A 14,183-nucleotide genomic window follows, 5' to 3' on the forward strand; every position below is an offset into this window, starting at 1 on the left:
TCACGGCATGACCTTGGCCTGCTCCAGTTCCACCTGCAGGGTGCTGGCCAGTTCCTCGCGCGAGACCTCGAACTGCTGCTCGCGCAGCAGATCCTTGACCGCGACCACGCCACGCGCCAGCTCGTCGTCACCGGCCAGCACGACGAAACGAATACCGGCCTTGGCCGCGTACTGGAACTGCTTGCCGATCTTCTTCGGCTCCATCTGCACTTCGGCGTTGATGCCACCGGCGCGCAGGCGGCGGGCGATATCCAGCGACTGCGGCAGGCTGGCGTCGTCCATCAGCGCCACCAGCGCATGCACGCTGCTGTCTTCAATCCCGGCGATCAGGCCGGCTTCGCGCAGCTGCCAGAACAGACGGGTCAGGCCGATGGAGATGCCCACGCCCGGCAGCTTGGACTTGCTGTAGTGGCTGGCCAGGTCTTCGTAACGGCCACCGGAGCAGATCGAGCCGATCTGCGGGTGGTCGGTCAGGGTGGTTTCGTACACGGTGCCGGTGTAGTAATCCAGGCCGCGCGCGATGGAGAAATTCAGGCAGTACGCGGTTTCCGGCACGCCCAGCGCCTTGACCAGCTCCAGCACTTCGCGCAGTTCGGCCACGCCCACCTTCAGCGTCTCGCTGGCAGCCGGATCGGCCAGCAGCGCGTCCAGCTGGGCCAACGCGTCGGCGTGGCCGCTGGAGCGGACCGCCACGAAGGCCAGGATCCGCTCGACCTGCTCGGCCGGGATCTCAAAGCCTTCGCCCACCAGCGTCTCGCGCACGTAGTCGGGGCCGCGCTTGTCCAGCTTGTCCACTTCGCGCAGCACCGCCAGCTGGCGCTCGCCATCAGCCACGCCCAGGCTTTCAAAGAAGCCGCGCAGCAGCTTGCGGTTGTTGAGCTGGATACTAAAGGCGCCGATGCTGAGCTCGGCGAAGACCGCATGGATCACCGCCAGGACTTCGGCGTCATAGCGGATGCTCAGCGCGTCCTTGCCGATCACATCGATGTCGCACTGGTAGAACTCGCGGAAGCGACCGCGCTGGGCACGCTCGCCGCGGTACACGCGCTGCATCTGGTAACGACGGAACGGGAAGGTCAGGTCGTGCTCGTGCTCGGCCACGTAGCGGGCCAGCGGCACGGTCAGGTCGAAGCGCAGGGCCAGCTCGGGCAGCGTTTTGTCGCCGGCTTCGGCCGCGTTTGCCAATGCGCCGGTGGACTGCACGAAATACACCTGGCGCTCGGTTTCACCGCCGGACTTGGTCAACAGCACATCGGACAGCTCGAACACCGGGGTTTCCACCGGCAGGAACCCGAACCGCTCGTAGTTGCGGCGGATGACGTCCAGCATGCGCTGGAACGCGATCTGCTCGCGCGGCAGCAATTCCATGATGCCGGGCGGCGTACGGGGCTTGATCACTTGCGGGACTCCTGCGGAAACGGGGGGATGAGCGAGCGGCATATTCTAGCCGCAGCCAGCGCAACGAGCCGCATCCGGGCATCGGGACCGGGCCAATGGCGGCATGACGTATCATAGGCAGGTCCCGCTTGCTGACCTGACATGACCCGGCCCCACTCCGGTACCGCGCTTTCCGCTGTTGAAGACACCGCCGCCCCCGGTTGCTCGCCGCTGCGCGACTGCCTGCATTGCTCGGTACGGCACCTGGCGGTCTGCTCGGCGCTGTCGCCGGATGAAGTGCAGGCGCTGGAGCGGGTCACCGTGTCCCAGGCACTGCCGCTGGGGTCCACCCTGGCCCGTGCGGGTGAGCCACGCCAACATGTCTATACGATTACGGCCGGTGCGCTGCGCCTGGTCCGCACGCTGGCCGATGGCCGCCGCCAGATCAGCGGTTTCGTGCTGCCCGGCGACTTCCTGGGCTTGAGCGGCAGCGATCACCACCGCTATGACATCGAGGCCATCGCCGACAGCCGGGTCTGCCGCGTGGCCCTGCCGCAGATGAAGGACCTGCGCTCGCGCTTCCCGCACCTGGAGCGCAAGCTGCTGCAACGCGCCTGCCAGGAGCTGGATGCCGCGCAGGATGCCGCCATGGCGCTGGGCCGGCTGCAGCCGGCCGAGAAGGTCGCCGATTTCCTGCTGCGCCTGGCCGCGCGCGAAGCGCTGCTCGGTGAGCCGGGCCTGCGCGTGACCCTGCCGATGGGCCGCGGCGACATCGCCGACCATCTCGGCCTGACCATGGAAACCGTCAGCCGCACCTTCACCAAGCTGCGCCAGCAGGGCCTGATCGCCCTGCCCCATCTGAACACCGTCGAGATCCTGGACGAAGCCGGCCTGCAGAAGCTGTCGGCCGACGAGTCGTACTGACCCCGCCTCACCCGCGTAACAGCACCTCACGCAGCGCCCCATGCTCCGGTGCGCACGCTTCGGCCTGCGCGGGCCGCTCCAGCAGCGCGGCCAAGGCCGGCGGCACGTCCAGCACCTGCCCGATCAACGGCTCCACCACCGATTCGAACTTGGCCGGGTGCGCAGTCGCCGCCACCGCCCAATGCCCCTGTGCGCCCGCGGCCCGCAGGTGCTCCAGGCGCGCCACCGCCGTCGCCGTATGCGGGCAGAACACCTCGCCATGCAGGTCATGGCGCCGCTTGATCACTTCGCGGATCGCCGCATCATCCACGGCCTCGGCCGTGAACGCGCCCCGCAGTGCCACGTCATCGTCGTTGTAGAGCCAGCGCAGCCGCTCGAAATTGCTGGGCGCCCCCACGTCCATCGCGTTGGCAATCGTCGCCACGCTGGTTTGTGCCTGGTAGGCCTCGCCATGGAAATAGCGCGGCAACACCTCATTGGCATTGGTCGCCAGCGCGATCTGCCCCAGCGGCAGGCCCATCGCCCGCGCCAGGATCGCCGCCATCGCATTGCCCAGGTTGCCGGTCGGAATCACCAGATTGAGCACGTGGCCGGTCTGCGCCTGATGCACCAGGGCCGCATGGGCGTAATAGCTCATCTGCGGCAGCCAGCGACCCAGGCTGATGCTGTTGGCCGAGCTCAACGGCACTGCGTTCTGCAGCTCGCGATCGCCCAGCGCCTGTTTCACCATCGCCTGGCAATCGTCGAACGACCCGGCGACGCGCAGTGTGTGGATGTTGTCGCCGAAGCACCCCAGCTGATGCGCCTGGCGCGGCGAGACGCGGCCATCCGGGTACAGCACCACGACGCGGATCCCCGGCTGCCGATGAAAGGCCGCGGCAACGGCCGCCCCGGTATCGCCCGAGGTCGCCACCACGATCGTCAGCGGACGCTCACGGCCCTGCTGCAGGCGGGCAAGACACGCCGCGAGGAAGCGCGCACCGAAATCCTTGAACGCCGCCGTCGGGCCATGGAACAACTCCAGCACATGATCATCAGCGGTCGCCAGGGGGCGCAGTGGCGCATCGAAATCGAAGGCCTGCTCGCACAGTTCGGGCAGTGCTCTCTCCAGGGCATCGTCATGGAAATACGGGGCCAGTACCGCCGCAGCGGTCTGTGCGAAGGAACCCTGCGCTGACCAGCTCTGCAGTTGCGGGCGGTGTTCGGGAACGTACAGACCACCATCCGGGGCAAGGCCGGCGGCGAGCGCCTGGCTGAGCGAGGCGGCGGGCGCGGCGTGACGCGTGGAAACGAACTTCATCGGATATCCCAAAGTAGAAAGAGTGGACGTGTCACAGCACGCGCGCGGCGGGCGCATTCAAGGGTGACACCCAGCCTTGGCTGTCGAAGCCCGCGTCCGCGAACGCCTGCTGGACTGCCGCCTGCGCGGCAAGCGCGGCATCGCGCTGCTCGAACCAGGCAAACACGCTCGGCCCCGCACCGGAGATGCTGGCGCCCATCGCCCCGGCATTCAACGCAGCATCGCGGGCCGCCGCAAACCCGGCGATCAGACCGGCCCGACGCGGCTCGACCAGCACGTCACGCAGGCCGGCACGGACCAGTGCGGCATCGGAGGTGAAGCAGCCACTGAGCACCAGCGCCAGATTCGCGCTCTGCGCGACGAACTCGCCCAACGCGTAATGCCCCTGCAGCGCGGCGCGCGCGCGGCGCGTCTCCAGCACCGCGTTCGGATGCACCAGCAGGCTGTGCCACGCCGCCGGGACCGGCACCGGCACCAGGCGGTCGGCCGTGCTCAGTACCAGCCCGCCCAGCAGCATCGGCCCGAGGTTGTCGCCGTGGCGGCCGCCACTGGCCACCGCCTCGCCAGTCAACGCGAACGGATACAACGCTTCGCGCGACAACGGCTGCGGCAACAGCGCATTGGCGGCCACCAGCGCCGCCACGCAGGAGGCGGCCGAACCGCCCATGCCCGAGCCCAGGGCGATGCCCTTGTCGATCTCCACCTCAAAGCCGAAGGGCAGATCCAGGGCGGCACGCAGCGCGATCAGCGCAGCACCGGCGGTGTTGTCCTCGGCCACCAGCGGCAGGTTTACCGTGGTACCGCGGATCGCGTGGATGCGAACCACGGGCTCGTCGATCCGGCGGACCGTGACCGTATCGCCAACGCCTTCGATCGCGTGGCCAAGAATATCGAACCCTACCCCCACGTTGCCGACCGAGGCCGGCGCGAACGCGCGTGCTTCAACGCTGCTGCCCTGACTCACAGGCGTGCTCCTTCGCCCACCGCCACGCGCAGCACATCGGCGAACACGCCCGCGGCGGTCACCTCCGGCCCGGCACCCGGACCCTGCACCACCAGCGGGTTATCGCAGTAGCGGCGCGTGGTGAACTGCACCACGTTGTCGGTCAGGCGCAGGTTGGCGAAGGCATGCGCCGCCGGCAGCGCGACGAGTCCTACTTCAGCGCCGTCGGGGGTCAGGCGTGCCACGTAACGCAGCACCGCACCCTCGGTCCTGGCGACGGCCAGCCGCTCGGCAAACACCGCATCGATCTGTGGCAGGCCGGCCATGAAATCCTCCACGCTGGCCTGGCGCAGCGCTTCGGGCACCAGGCTCTCCACGCGCACCTGCTCCAGGCTGAGTTCACGGCCCGCCTCACGCGCCAGGATCACCAGCTTGCGCGCGACATCCACGCCGGAGAGATCATCGCGCGGGTCCGGCTCGGTGTAGCCCATGCCACGCGCCTGGCTGACCAGATCGGAGAACGGCACCTGGCCGTCGTACTTGTTGAACAGCCACGCCAGCGTGCCGGAGAAGATGCCGTCGATCGCCAGCACCTCATCGCCGGTATCGACCAGGTCGCGCAGCGTGGTGATGACCGGCAGCCCTGCCCCCACCGTGGCCTCGTAACGGAAGCGCGCGCCACTGCCGGCGGCCGCCTCGCGGATCGCGTGATAGCGCTCCAGCGGACCGGCGCCGGCCTGTTTGTTCGGGGTGACCACGTGGATGCCCGCGGCCAGCCAGCCGGCATAGCGGTCGGCTACATCGGCGCTGCCACTGCAATCGATGATCAGCGCGTGCGGCAGGTGGGCAGAGAGCAGATGCTCGGTGAACGCCTCCAGGTCACTCGGCTGCGCCGGGCCGGACAGCGCCGCGCGCCAGTCGCCCTTCAAGCCCCGTTCGTCCAGCACCATGCGGCTGCGCGAGGCCACCGCACGCAGGCGCAGATCCACATTCGCGCGGCCCAACAGCTGCACCTGGGCGGCCTGCAACTGATCCAGCAGGGCCGCCCCCACGTTGCCCGGGCCGATCACACCGACCGAGAACGTCTGCGGCGACAGCCAGAAGCCGGCATGCGCCGCGCGCAGGGCCTTGGTCGCATGGCGGCTGTCCACCGCCACGGAAATGTTGCGCTCGGACGAGCCCTGCGCGATCGCCAGGATGTTCACCTGCGCGCGGCCCAGCGACTCGAACAGCCGCGCGGCCACGCCGGGCTGCCCGGCCATGCCGTCACCCACCGCCGCCAGCACGCTTACGTTGTCGGTCAGCTGCACGCGCTGCACCTGGCCCAGGCTCAACTCATGCGCGAACGCCTGCAGCAGCGACTCACGCGCACGTACCGCCTCGGCCTGTTTCACCACGCAGCAGATCGAATGCTCGGAAGACCCCTGCGAGATCATCACCACCGACACATGCGCATTGCGCAGCGCCGCGAACACACGCTCGGCCGTGCCAGGCACGCCGATCAGGCCGGTGCCTTCCAGGTTGATGACCGCCAGGTCCGGACTCAGGGTCAAGCCCTTGATCGGGCCGGAGGCGGTGCGCTCGGCGGTGATGCGTGTTCCTGGATGGTCCGGGTGGAAGGTGTTGCGGATGATGATCGGCAGGCCGCGCTCGATCGCCGGCGACATCGTCTGCGGGTGCACCACCTTGGCGCCGAAATAGGCCAGCTCGCAGGCTTCGTCGTAACTCAGCGCCTCCAGCTGGACCGCCTCGGGCACCACGCGCGGGTCGGCCGAGAGCACGCCGTCCACATCCGTCCAGATATGCAGCTCATCGGCATTGAACAAGGCGGCGAAGATCGCGCCGGAATAGTCGCTGCCGTTGCGGCCCAGCGTGGTGATGCGGTCCTGGCGGTCGCGGGCGACGAAGCCGGTAGCCACGATGCGCGATTGCGGGTGCTGCAGCCGCCATTGCGCAAGGCGTTCAGCGCTGCGCACCCAATCCACGTCCACCCCCAGTTCGCCGCGCTCGATCACCAGCACATCGCGCGCATCCAGCACGGCGCAGTCTTCGCCAAGCGTCTGCAGGTACTTGCCCAGCAACTGAGCCGAGTACACCTCGCCCATGCCCTGCACACGGTCCAGCACTTCGGTGGGCAGGCCACCGATCACCGCCAGCGCGCCCAGCACCTCGGCCAGCTGATCGAAGCGCTGGTCCAGCCATTCCACCGTTGCCCCGGCGTGTTCGCCCAGCAACGCCACTGCGGCGCCACGGTGGCGGGCCCGCAGCGCATGCCAATGCTCGCGCCAGGCCGACCCGTCTTCGGCCGCCAGCGTGGCCACGCCGATCAACGCATCGGTGACACCCTTCATCGCCGACACCACGGTGACCTGCATCGCCTCGTCACGCGCCAGCAGCAGCTGCGCCACGTGACGATAGCGCTCGGCATCAGCGACCGAGGTGCCGCCGAACTTGTGGACGACGGTCGCCACCCCGGCACGTGAGGCGACGGAGACGGCAGGCTGGGCGGAGGGTGGAGCGGAAGCGGCGACAGAAGACATGCTGACCTCGATGCGAGGCCCCGCGGCATATCAGGCTTGAGAGTTTCCCCCGCCACCTGATCTGGGTGCGGGGCCGTGGTTTTCGGAAATTACGCGAAGACGACGGGCCGCACCGGGCGAGTGGTGGCGGTGGTAATGATGGTGGTACCGGTCGACACGGTCTGCCCGCCCGCGGAGGCGGAGAGGAGCAGCTGGACGTGGGCGGCGGTGATGACCATGGGCCAAGAAAACTACGCCGCCGCCCTGTTTGTCAAGTGCTGCGCTGCAAAAGATCGCGGCACGTAAACCGCCGCGATCGTCGGCCAAACAGTTGCGATTGTGACCATCCAGATACAGCAAGGGCTGCCCTATCCCACATGCTCGGCGACCGCGGCAGGCGGACGATGTGCATGCGCGCACATCAGCACGCCGGTGATCAGGCAGACGATGGCCACGGTTTCCATCAGGGTCGGCCAGCGCTGCTGCCAGGCAAACCCGTACAGCAGCGCGAACAGCGTTTCGAACACGATCATCTGGCCGGTCAGGGTCAGCGGCAGGTGGCGGCTGGCACGGTTCCAGCAAGCGTTGCCGAGCACCGAAGCGACCACCGCCACGCTCGCACTGATCAGCCAGAAGTTCAGCCACGCGCCGGGCGCATGCACCGCGGTGCTGGTCAGGAAGGCGCTGGGCACCAGCACCAGGGCGAGGCCGCCGGTGGTGATGCCGGTCAGCAGCGACCAATCGTGCCCGGACAGGTCCGGCCGGCGGGCCAGCCAGCGGCTGTTGCCGATCGAGTACACCGCCCAGGACAGCAGCGCGCCGATCGCGCACAGCAGGCCAAGCAGGCGGCGCCCGGCAGAGCCCTGTGCATGCTCGGCCATCAAGGCCTCATAGCCCACCAGCGCCACGCCAAGCAGGCACAGCAGCAGCGCCGGCGCCAACCGCCGCAGTGGCACGGCGCCCTCCTCGCGCACGCCGGCGAGGGTCACCACCACCGGGATCAACCCCACGATCAGTGATGCGGCCGCGCCGCCGGCCCACTGCACAGCGTTGGCCAGCAGCAGGAAGTACACCAGGTTGCCGGCCAGGCTCAGCCACAGCAGGCCGCGCCACTCGGGCCAGGCCAGCCGGTCCTTGAGCTGCCGCCAACGCGGTGCCAGCAGCACCACGGCAATCAGGCCGTACACCAGGTAGCGGCCGGCCGAGAGCTGCACCGCATTGAAGCTGTGCAGCATCGCCGGGGCCAGGAACACCACGCCCCACAGCGCGCCGGCGGCGATGCCGTTGGCGATGCCCACTCCCATCGATCGATTCATTACGGCTCACGCATGTGCATTGGCCGCGCAGTGTAGAAGCCGCGCCCGGCGGCGTCTTGACCCAGGCTACTGCCGCCGGAAGGCCTGCGGGGTCAGCCCGGTCTCCCGCCGCAGGGCGCGGGTCAGCGCGCTGTGCTCGGAGTAGCCGGCATCGAGCGCGATCGTGGCGATGCTGTCGGCACTGGTCAGCAAGCGGTGCTTGGCCCAGCGCAGCCGGCAGGCACTGAGCCAGGCGTGCGGCGGCACGCCGAACTCCTGCACGAACGCTGCATGCAGGCGGCTGCCACTGATGCCGACCAGCGCGGCCATGCGGGCCACGTTCCAGTCCGCGCCAGGGTTGGCGGACAAACGCGTGCACAAGGCATGCAGACGCGCCGCGCTGCCGGCGGGGGCGTACTGCTCCAGCAGTGTGGCCAGCAGCGCATCGCTGCCCTGCGGAAGCGTGCCGGACAGCCCCTGCCGCAATCGCTTCGGCAGGGCCAGCCAGCGCTGCCGGCGCAGATGTTCCAGGGTGTCGTCATCGATCAGCCCGGCCGGGCAATCCACGATCAGCATCAGATGCTCGCCATCACCGGTCTGCGCATGCCCCTCGCCGGGCGCCACGAAGGCCCCCTGCAGCACATCCAGCCGGCCGCCGAAGGCGTCGACTTCAAAATCCAGATCACCGCGCAGCGGCAGCACCCATTGCGCAAAGTCATGCCGGTCCACATCGCTGGACGTTCCGTAACACCGCAGGTGGCAGGCGCTGGCAAGCATGGCGATAGTCTGCGCGCAGGGCGAAGGGCGCTGCAAGCCACCGCATCCGCGTACCATGGCGGCCGACCCGTACAACATGGAGCGTTCACCGTGGCCTGCAGCATCGTTCCCCTGAGTGACCACCCCGACCTGCTGCCCGTGCTGGCCCAGTGGTATTTCCAGGAGTGGGGAAGCCACGTACCGGGCCTGACCCTGCTCGATGAACAGCAGCGGCTGGAAGTCTTCCTGCAGGACGACGAGTTGCCCCTGCTGCTGATCGCGTTGGACGACCGGGTTCCGGTCGCCGCGGCGCAGCTCAAGTTCCATGAACGTACCGAACGCCCCGAACGCCTGCACTGGCTGGGGGGCGTCTACGTGCATCCGGCGCACCGCGGGCGCGGCCTCGCCGAGAAGGTCATCAGGGAATTGCTGGCACGCGGCCGTGCGCTCGGGGTACGAGATGTCTACCTGCAGACCGAAGCCGATGATGGCGGGCTGTATCGCCGCTTGGGCTGGGCACCGCTGGAATCGCTGCAGCATGCCGCCGGCATGCCGGTCCGGATCATGGTGCGCAGCGTCGCCGCCGACCGCATCGACTGAACGCGCGGCTGCGGCATCCCGGTGGGGTAGTGAATCAATGCGTGGCCGATGAACGCGTCAGCGGAAGCGCACCGGCTGCGGCGCCGGACGGTCGGCCAGCGAGCCGAGCGTGAACGTGTACCCGGCCTCCTCCAGCAGCTTGCGCATGCGCAGCTCGGCACGCTTTGGGTAGGCGAGCGAGGTGGGGGCATGCAGCGCGTAGGAGGTCGATTTCCCGGGCAGCGTTTCGCGGGTCACCGAAGACTGATTGGTCTCGCACGCGTTGGCCCACAGGTCCATCAGCACCTTCGGGCCGATGGATTGATTGTTGCTGAGACGAAGCGTCAGCCAACGCATGTGTTCCATGACAAATCCAAGCGGCTCTTTGTCCCGAGTATGCACCAATTCCCCTGCTACCGTTCGGGGCCGTCCGGTGCGCTGGCGGCCACCGGCGGTGTCGGGCAAAAACGAACAGCCCCGGCAGGGCCGGGGCTGTTCGGGTACCGCTTCAGGAAGCGGGCCACTGGCGACCGTGGGGCATCGCCAGCGCACCGCCTGTCTGAAACTCAGCGCTTCATGGCGTGCTTGCGGTCGCGCATCACGGCATGGCATTCCTGCACCTGCGGCAGCAGGCGCTGGACTTCCTGGCGCGCGGCCGGCGAGGTGTCGGCGTCGGTCAGGGTGTCCTTGAACGCCTTCAGCAGGCGATCTTCGGACTCTTCCAGCTCGGCCACGTAGCCGTACTGCTTGTCGCCCAGGGTGGCGCGCACCTTGCCGTAGAACTGCTGCATGGAACCGACGAAGGTGCCATGGTCGGCCGGCTTGCCGCCGGCGGCGACAACGGTGGCGCTCAGCGAGCGGACGATCTCATTCTTGACACCGGCGATACGGGTGAAGAGCGCCGCCAACTCGGCATCTTCGACCTTGCCTGCGGCCTCGGTGTAGAACTCCTGGCCATCGCGGGCGATTTCGATCAGGTCGTTCAAGTTATGCGCGGTCTTCGATTCGGTATTCACTGCGATCTACTCCTGTTGGTCCGGTTTGACCCGTGTGTTGTTGTCGGGGTGAGTCGACTTTTCCGCATTGGCCATGAAGTCGGCGTGACACTGAAATGCGAGTGTTCAGCGAGCTCAACGCACTGCGCGATGAATGTGCACGGCGCGTCGTCGAGGCGCGAAATGCGTGTTACTTCCCTGCCCGCCTGCGCTTGATCCAGGACAGACATTGCCCGGCAATGGCGGTGAGCAGAATCAGGGAATTGGTCACGACGAAGACGACCGATCCGGTTGCCGCGCTGTAGGCGATGAACAACACCGAGGCCGTGATCTGACCGACGAACAACCACGTCGATACCGCTTCGGGATCGTCGGCCGTCCACTGCTTCCAGATCTGCCGCCACAACGTGGCGATCAGCACGGCCGTCGCCGCCCAGCCGAGCAGGTCAATGGTTTCCATCAACGCGCCAGCAACGACAGCGGCGCCGCGTCGCCCACCGCAACCTCGTCCGTCGCCAGGCCCACACGCTGTTCCAGCCGACGCAGGAACTCGCTGAAACCATGCGGTGCACGGGCGTGCCGACGTGCGCTGGTCATCACCCGTGGGCTGGCCAGCCGCGCCACCTGCATGCCTGCACCGTGCATCGCCTGGATCAGCGCGACGTCCTCACCGGTCGCCAGTGGCGCAAAACCGCCGCATTGCCGATACGCCACCGCGCTGAAGCCCATGTTCGCGCCGTGGACGTGCGGATGCCCGTCCACCGCATGCTCGCCCTGCAGGAACTGCTCGCGCACGGCCTGCGGATAGTCCAGCCAGTCACCCACGGCCACCACGCCACAGAACGCGCTCGCACCGCATTGCAGCTGGCGTGCAAGCCAGTCCGGCGGGACCACGCTGTCGGCATCGGTGCAGCCGATCCAGCGGGCGCCCAAGGCCAGGGCGCGCTCGCTCGCCGCCGCGCGCGCGACGCCGACACAGCCGGCATCCACCGTGATCACCTCTACTCCAAAGCGCTCGCAGATCCACCCGGTGGCGTCGCTGCAACGATCCAGCGCCACCACGATCACCACCTGCTCGTCGCGCAGGGCGGGATGCAGCGCAGCCACCTTGAGCGACTGCAGGCAGGCTGCGATCAATTGTTCTTCGTTGTGCGCAGGAAGGGTCACCGCGATCATCGCAGGCCCTCCCGCTCCGCCACCGAGGTGGTATCGGCCGACCAGCCTTCCAGCAGCATGTCCTCGTCACGATAGGAAAACAGCCGTGGCAGGCCGTCATCCAGCTGGGCATGCACGAAGCTGGCGCTGCAGCGTGCCTGCTCGAACGGCACACGCCAATGACAGGCGATCACCACGCCCTGCGGCGTGAGTGACCGCACCACCTGCGCGGCCGTTCGCTGCATGTCCTCAGGCGACAGGTAGTAGCCCATCTCACCAAGCACTATCAGATCGAAGCACCCCGCCGGCCAGTCCTGCGGATGACGCGCCTGCTCGATGCTGACATGCGCATGGCGCCGCGTCATCGCGCGCGCGGCCAGGACCGCGCCGTCGCTCAGGTCGGTCGCGAGCAGTTGATCGCAGCGCTCGGCCAGGGCGGCGGTAAGCACTCCGTTGGAACAGCCCAGCTCCCAGCCACGGGCGAAGCGCTCCCGCGGCAGGCTGGCCAGGGTGAGCGCGCGCTTGCGCTGCTCATACCAGCGAGTGCGGTACTGGAAGGGATCGTCCTTCTCGTACAGCGCATTGAAGTAGGCGATATCACTCATCCGATCAGTACCTCGTAGTTCCGTTCGAAGCGCTGCAGCACGGCGGCCGGCAGGATGGGGTCGCAGTCCAGCCCCGCCACCGCACCGGTCTGGGTCACGAATTGCTGGATGGCATCGCGCTTGCGGTCCAGCAGGGCGTCATCCAGCGCAACACGCGCGGCCGACGCCCAGGCCGTCGGCGCCGCCTGCGGGTCCAGCCAGTGCCAGCCCCACACGGGATATTCCTTCAGGTCGGCACCGCGCTCACTGCATGCCTGGAGGCACGCACGCGCCACGGCTTCGTGGTCCGGATGGCCATCGAAACGCCACGGCGCCAGCACCAGATCGTCCCGCTGCAGCACGGCCGCCAACTGCGCGGCGATCCACGCCTCATTGGCCGTCACCTCGCCATCGCCGATGTGCCAGGAGATACGCTCTGCGCCGGACAAGCCCAGGCAATGGAGCGCGTCATCCAGCTCTGCCGCACGGGCGGTTCGCAACCGCTCGGGCGACCATGCCGGTTGGTCGGGATAGCAGGCCTCGCCATCGGTCACCGAGACCACCATGACCCGCAGCCCGGACTGGTGTGCCAGCGCCATCAGGCCGCCGCAGGCGAGCACTTCATCGTCCGGGTGCGGGGACACCACCACCAGGCGCTGCGCATCGCCGAACAGCGCGGTAGCGGATGCACGCGGCAGCGTCTGCAGCCAGGACGATGCCGCCCATTGGGCTTCGGTGACGCCGCCGCCTTCAATCTGTCGATTCACAGCGTCCACGTGCGTCCCTCGCGATGCATCAGGTTGCCGAGGTGCTGCCAATCGCGGTCGGCGTGGCTCTGGCGGATGAAGACCGTCAGGTCGGCCCAGCGCCGGGCGTGTGCCGGGTCCATGCACATCGGCCCTGGCCCCAGCGCCCTGCCTACACGGTCCAGAGTCAGCGAGGCAGCCCGCTCCACCGCGCTGCGTGCCCGCACGATCTCGCGCTGATGCGGCAGCCCGGGTTGTGCATCGATCAACGCGGCCAGCTCGCGCAGCAATGAAGCACAGGGCGAGAGCGCCAGATCGATTTCGCCGAGCAGGCCGGATGCCGTACCCGGCTCATCGGCCCGTGCGCTGCGCAGCAATGGCTCGGCCAACGCACTGGCGCCACCGAACCAGCACGCCGCGATGCCTGCGCCGCCGTGCCAGAAACCTGGTCGCTGCAGATAGGCATCCGCCGCCCCGACCTCCACGGCTGGCACGTGGTCAAAGCGCGCCGTGCCACTGGGAACGCGCCCCATGCCCGTGGCCTGCCACGTCTGTGGCAGGAAGCTCACATTGGCGCGGCGCACGGGCACCAGGAACAGACGCGAGCGACCGTCATCGCGCACCGTCACAAGGGCATGGTCGACCCAGCCGGCGCCGGAGCACCACGGCTTGTCACCGGACAGCGTGCCGCTGGCGCGATCAAAGCGCAGGGTCGCGGCCGGCCCTTCGGCCGCCCATACCGCGCCCAGCCGATCGTGGTCCGGCATCGCGGCGCCCAGTTCTTCCAGGATCGCCTGCGCGTCATAGTGCGCTTCAAGCACTTTGGCCAGACAAATATCGCGGGCGGCGATATGCGCCAGCGCCTGCCAGCGCACCAACGTATCGCCGCTGCCGGGACGCGGCAGCGACGGCTGGTGCTCGATCCACGCGCGGGCCTGGGCCTGCAGGTCATCGCCATCGGTCACCGGTTGCGGATGCTCCAGCGGCACAAGAGAAGCCACAGCATTCAT

Annotated in this window: 15 protein-coding genes; 2 read left to right on the forward strand and 13 right to left on the reverse strand. The window is 68.2% G+C overall.

Annotation, left to right across the window (positions count from 1 at the left end):
- Complete coding sequence (hisS, locus tag HMPREF3113_RS12445; RefSeq protein ID WP_070472985.1) at window positions 1-1,398, reverse strand: histidine--tRNA ligase; 1,398 nt, start codon at window positions 1,396-1,398, stop codon at window positions 1-3.
- Between the two features lie 141 nt (window positions 1,399-1,539).
- On the opposite strand from hisS, the gene HMPREF3113_RS12450 reads away from it, so the two are divergent.
- Complete coding sequence (locus HMPREF3113_RS12450) at window positions 1,540-2,301, forward strand: Crp/Fnr family transcriptional regulator (RefSeq protein WP_070472989.1); 762 nt, start codon at window positions 1,540-1,542, stop codon at window positions 2,299-2,301.
- 7 nt (window positions 2,302-2,308) lie between these two features.
- Here the strand turns inward: HMPREF3113_RS12450 and thrC are convergent, their stop codons facing one another.
- The 5 genes from thrC to HMPREF3113_RS12475 form a co-directional block, all read right to left on the reverse strand.
- Window positions 2,309-3,601, reverse strand: a complete 1,293-nt coding sequence (gene thrC, locus HMPREF3113_RS12455) for a threonine synthase (RefSeq protein WP_070472994.1) — start codon at window positions 3,599-3,601, stop codon at window positions 2,309-2,311.
- A 31-nt stretch (window positions 3,602-3,632) separates the two neighbouring features.
- Window positions 3,633-4,565, reverse strand: coding sequence for a homoserine kinase (locus tag HMPREF3113_RS12460; protein WP_070472997.1), 933 nt, complete (start codon window positions 4,563-4,565; stop codon window positions 3,633-3,635).
- Window positions 4,562-7,084 carry a bifunctional aspartate kinase/homoserine dehydrogenase I gene (thrA, locus tag HMPREF3113_RS12465; protein ID WP_070473000.1) on the reverse strand — a complete coding sequence of 841 codons (2,523 nt, stop codon included), beginning with the start codon at window positions 7,082-7,084 and terminating at the stop codon, window positions 4,562-4,564. The genes HMPREF3113_RS12460 and thrA overlap by 4 nt, the downstream gene beginning before the upstream one ends.
- Window positions 7,085-7,431: 347 nt before the next feature.
- Window positions 7,432-8,379, reverse strand: coding sequence for a DMT family transporter (locus tag HMPREF3113_RS12470; RefSeq protein ID WP_070473003.1), 948 nt, complete (start codon window positions 8,377-8,379; stop codon window positions 7,432-7,434).
- 66 nt (window positions 8,380-8,445) lie between these two features.
- Window positions 8,446-9,135, reverse strand: a complete 690-nt coding sequence (locus HMPREF3113_RS12475; RefSeq protein ID WP_019183017.1) for a helix-turn-helix domain-containing protein — start codon at window positions 9,133-9,135, stop codon at window positions 8,446-8,448.
- Window positions 9,136-9,225: 90 nt separating this feature from the next.
- Between HMPREF3113_RS12475 and HMPREF3113_RS12480 the strand changes: the two genes are divergently transcribed.
- Window positions 9,226-9,714 (forward strand): GNAT family N-acetyltransferase, encoded by a 489-nt coding sequence (locus HMPREF3113_RS12480; protein ID WP_070473006.1) that lies wholly within the window; start codon window positions 9,226-9,228, stop codon window positions 9,712-9,714.
- A 57-nt stretch (window positions 9,715-9,771) separates the two neighbouring features.
- On the opposite strand, the gene HMPREF3113_RS12485 is transcribed toward HMPREF3113_RS12480, so the two are convergent.
- From HMPREF3113_RS12485 to HMPREF3113_RS12515, 7 genes are all read right to left on the reverse strand, one after another.
- Window positions 9,772-10,059: a hypothetical protein gene (locus tag HMPREF3113_RS12485; RefSeq protein ID WP_046272599.1), complete on the reverse strand. Its 288-nt coding sequence runs from the start codon at window positions 10,057-10,059 to the stop codon at window positions 9,772-9,774.
- Window positions 10,060-10,259: 200 nt separating this feature from the next.
- Entirely contained in the window at window positions 10,260-10,709 is a 450-nt protein-coding gene (locus HMPREF3113_RS12490; protein ID WP_070473009.1) for a PA2169 family four-helix-bundle protein, read from the reverse strand.
- A gap of 169 nt (window positions 10,710-10,878) precedes the next feature.
- A complete protein-coding gene (locus HMPREF3113_RS12495; protein ID WP_019183021.1) occupies window positions 10,879-11,148 on the reverse strand; it encodes a PQ-loop domain-containing transporter in 270 nt (89 codons plus the stop codon).
- Window positions 11,148-11,864 (reverse strand): glycosyltransferase family 2 protein, encoded by a 717-nt coding sequence (locus HMPREF3113_RS12500; protein ID WP_019183022.1) that lies wholly within the window; start codon window positions 11,862-11,864, stop codon window positions 11,148-11,150. Before HMPREF3113_RS12500 ends, HMPREF3113_RS12495 begins: the two co-directional genes overlap by 1 nt.
- On the reverse strand, window positions 11,861-12,448 hold the full coding sequence (locus tag HMPREF3113_RS12505) for a class I SAM-dependent DNA methyltransferase (RefSeq protein WP_070473012.1): 588 nt from the start codon (window positions 12,446-12,448) through the stop codon (window positions 11,861-11,863). The genes HMPREF3113_RS12500 and HMPREF3113_RS12505 overlap by 4 nt, the downstream gene beginning before the upstream one ends.
- A complete protein-coding gene (locus HMPREF3113_RS12510) occupies window positions 12,445-13,194 on the reverse strand; it encodes a PIG-L deacetylase family protein (RefSeq protein WP_083298794.1) in 750 nt (249 codons plus the stop codon). Before HMPREF3113_RS12510 ends, HMPREF3113_RS12505 begins: the two co-directional genes overlap by 4 nt.
- Entirely contained in the window at window positions 13,191-14,183 is a 993-nt protein-coding gene (locus tag HMPREF3113_RS12515; RefSeq protein WP_083298795.1) for an acyl-CoA dehydrogenase middle domain-containing protein, read from the reverse strand. Before HMPREF3113_RS12515 ends, HMPREF3113_RS12510 begins: the two co-directional genes overlap by 4 nt.

Source organism: Stenotrophomonas sp. HMSC10F06 (assembly GCF_001807865.1).
Classification (GTDB): Bacteria; Pseudomonadota; Gammaproteobacteria; order Xanthomonadales; family Xanthomonadaceae; genus Stenotrophomonas; species Stenotrophomonas bentonitica_A.

What these genes read in the sequence shown, in the direction of transcription:
- HMPREF3113_RS12470 (WP_070473003.1), bottom strand. Translation starts at nt 8,379, where the DNA reads ATGAATCGATCGATGGGAGTGGGCATCGCCAACGGCATCGCCGCCGGC.
- HMPREF3113_RS12505 (WP_070473012.1), bottom strand. Translation starts at nt 12,448, where the DNA reads ATGAGTGATATCGCCTACTTCAATGCGCTGTACGAGAAGGACGATCCC.
- HMPREF3113_RS12515 (WP_083298795.1), bottom strand. Translation starts at nt 14,183, where the DNA reads ATGAATGCTGTGGCTTCTCTTGTGCCGCTGGAGCATCCGCAACCGGTG.
- HMPREF3113_RS12485 (WP_046272599.1), bottom strand. Translation starts at nt 10,059, where the DNA reads ATGGAACACATGCGTTGGCTGACGCTTCGTCTCAGCAACAATCAATCC.
- thrA (WP_070473000.1), bottom strand. Translation starts at nt 7,084, where the DNA reads ATGTCTTCTGTCGCCGCTTCCGCTCCACCCTCCGCCCAGCCTGCCGTC.
- HMPREF3113_RS12500 (WP_019183022.1), bottom strand. Translation starts at nt 11,864, where the DNA reads ATGATCGCGGTGACCCTTCCTGCGCACAACGAAGAACAATTGATCGCA.
- thrC (WP_070472994.1), bottom strand. Translation starts at nt 3,601, where the DNA reads ATGAAGTTCGTTTCCACGCGTCACGCCGCGCCCGCCGCCTCGCTCAGC.
- HMPREF3113_RS12495 (WP_019183021.1), bottom strand. Translation starts at nt 11,148, where the DNA reads ATGGAAACCATTGACCTGCTCGGCTGGGCGGCGACGGCCGTGCTGATC.
- HMPREF3113_RS12450 (WP_070472989.1), top strand. Translation starts at nt 1,540, where the DNA reads ATGACCCGGCCCCACTCCGGTACCGCGCTTTCCGCTGTTGAAGACACC.
- HMPREF3113_RS12475 (WP_019183017.1), bottom strand. Translation starts at nt 9,135, where the DNA reads ATGCTTGCCAGCGCCTGCCACCTGCGGTGTTACGGAACGTCCAGCGAT.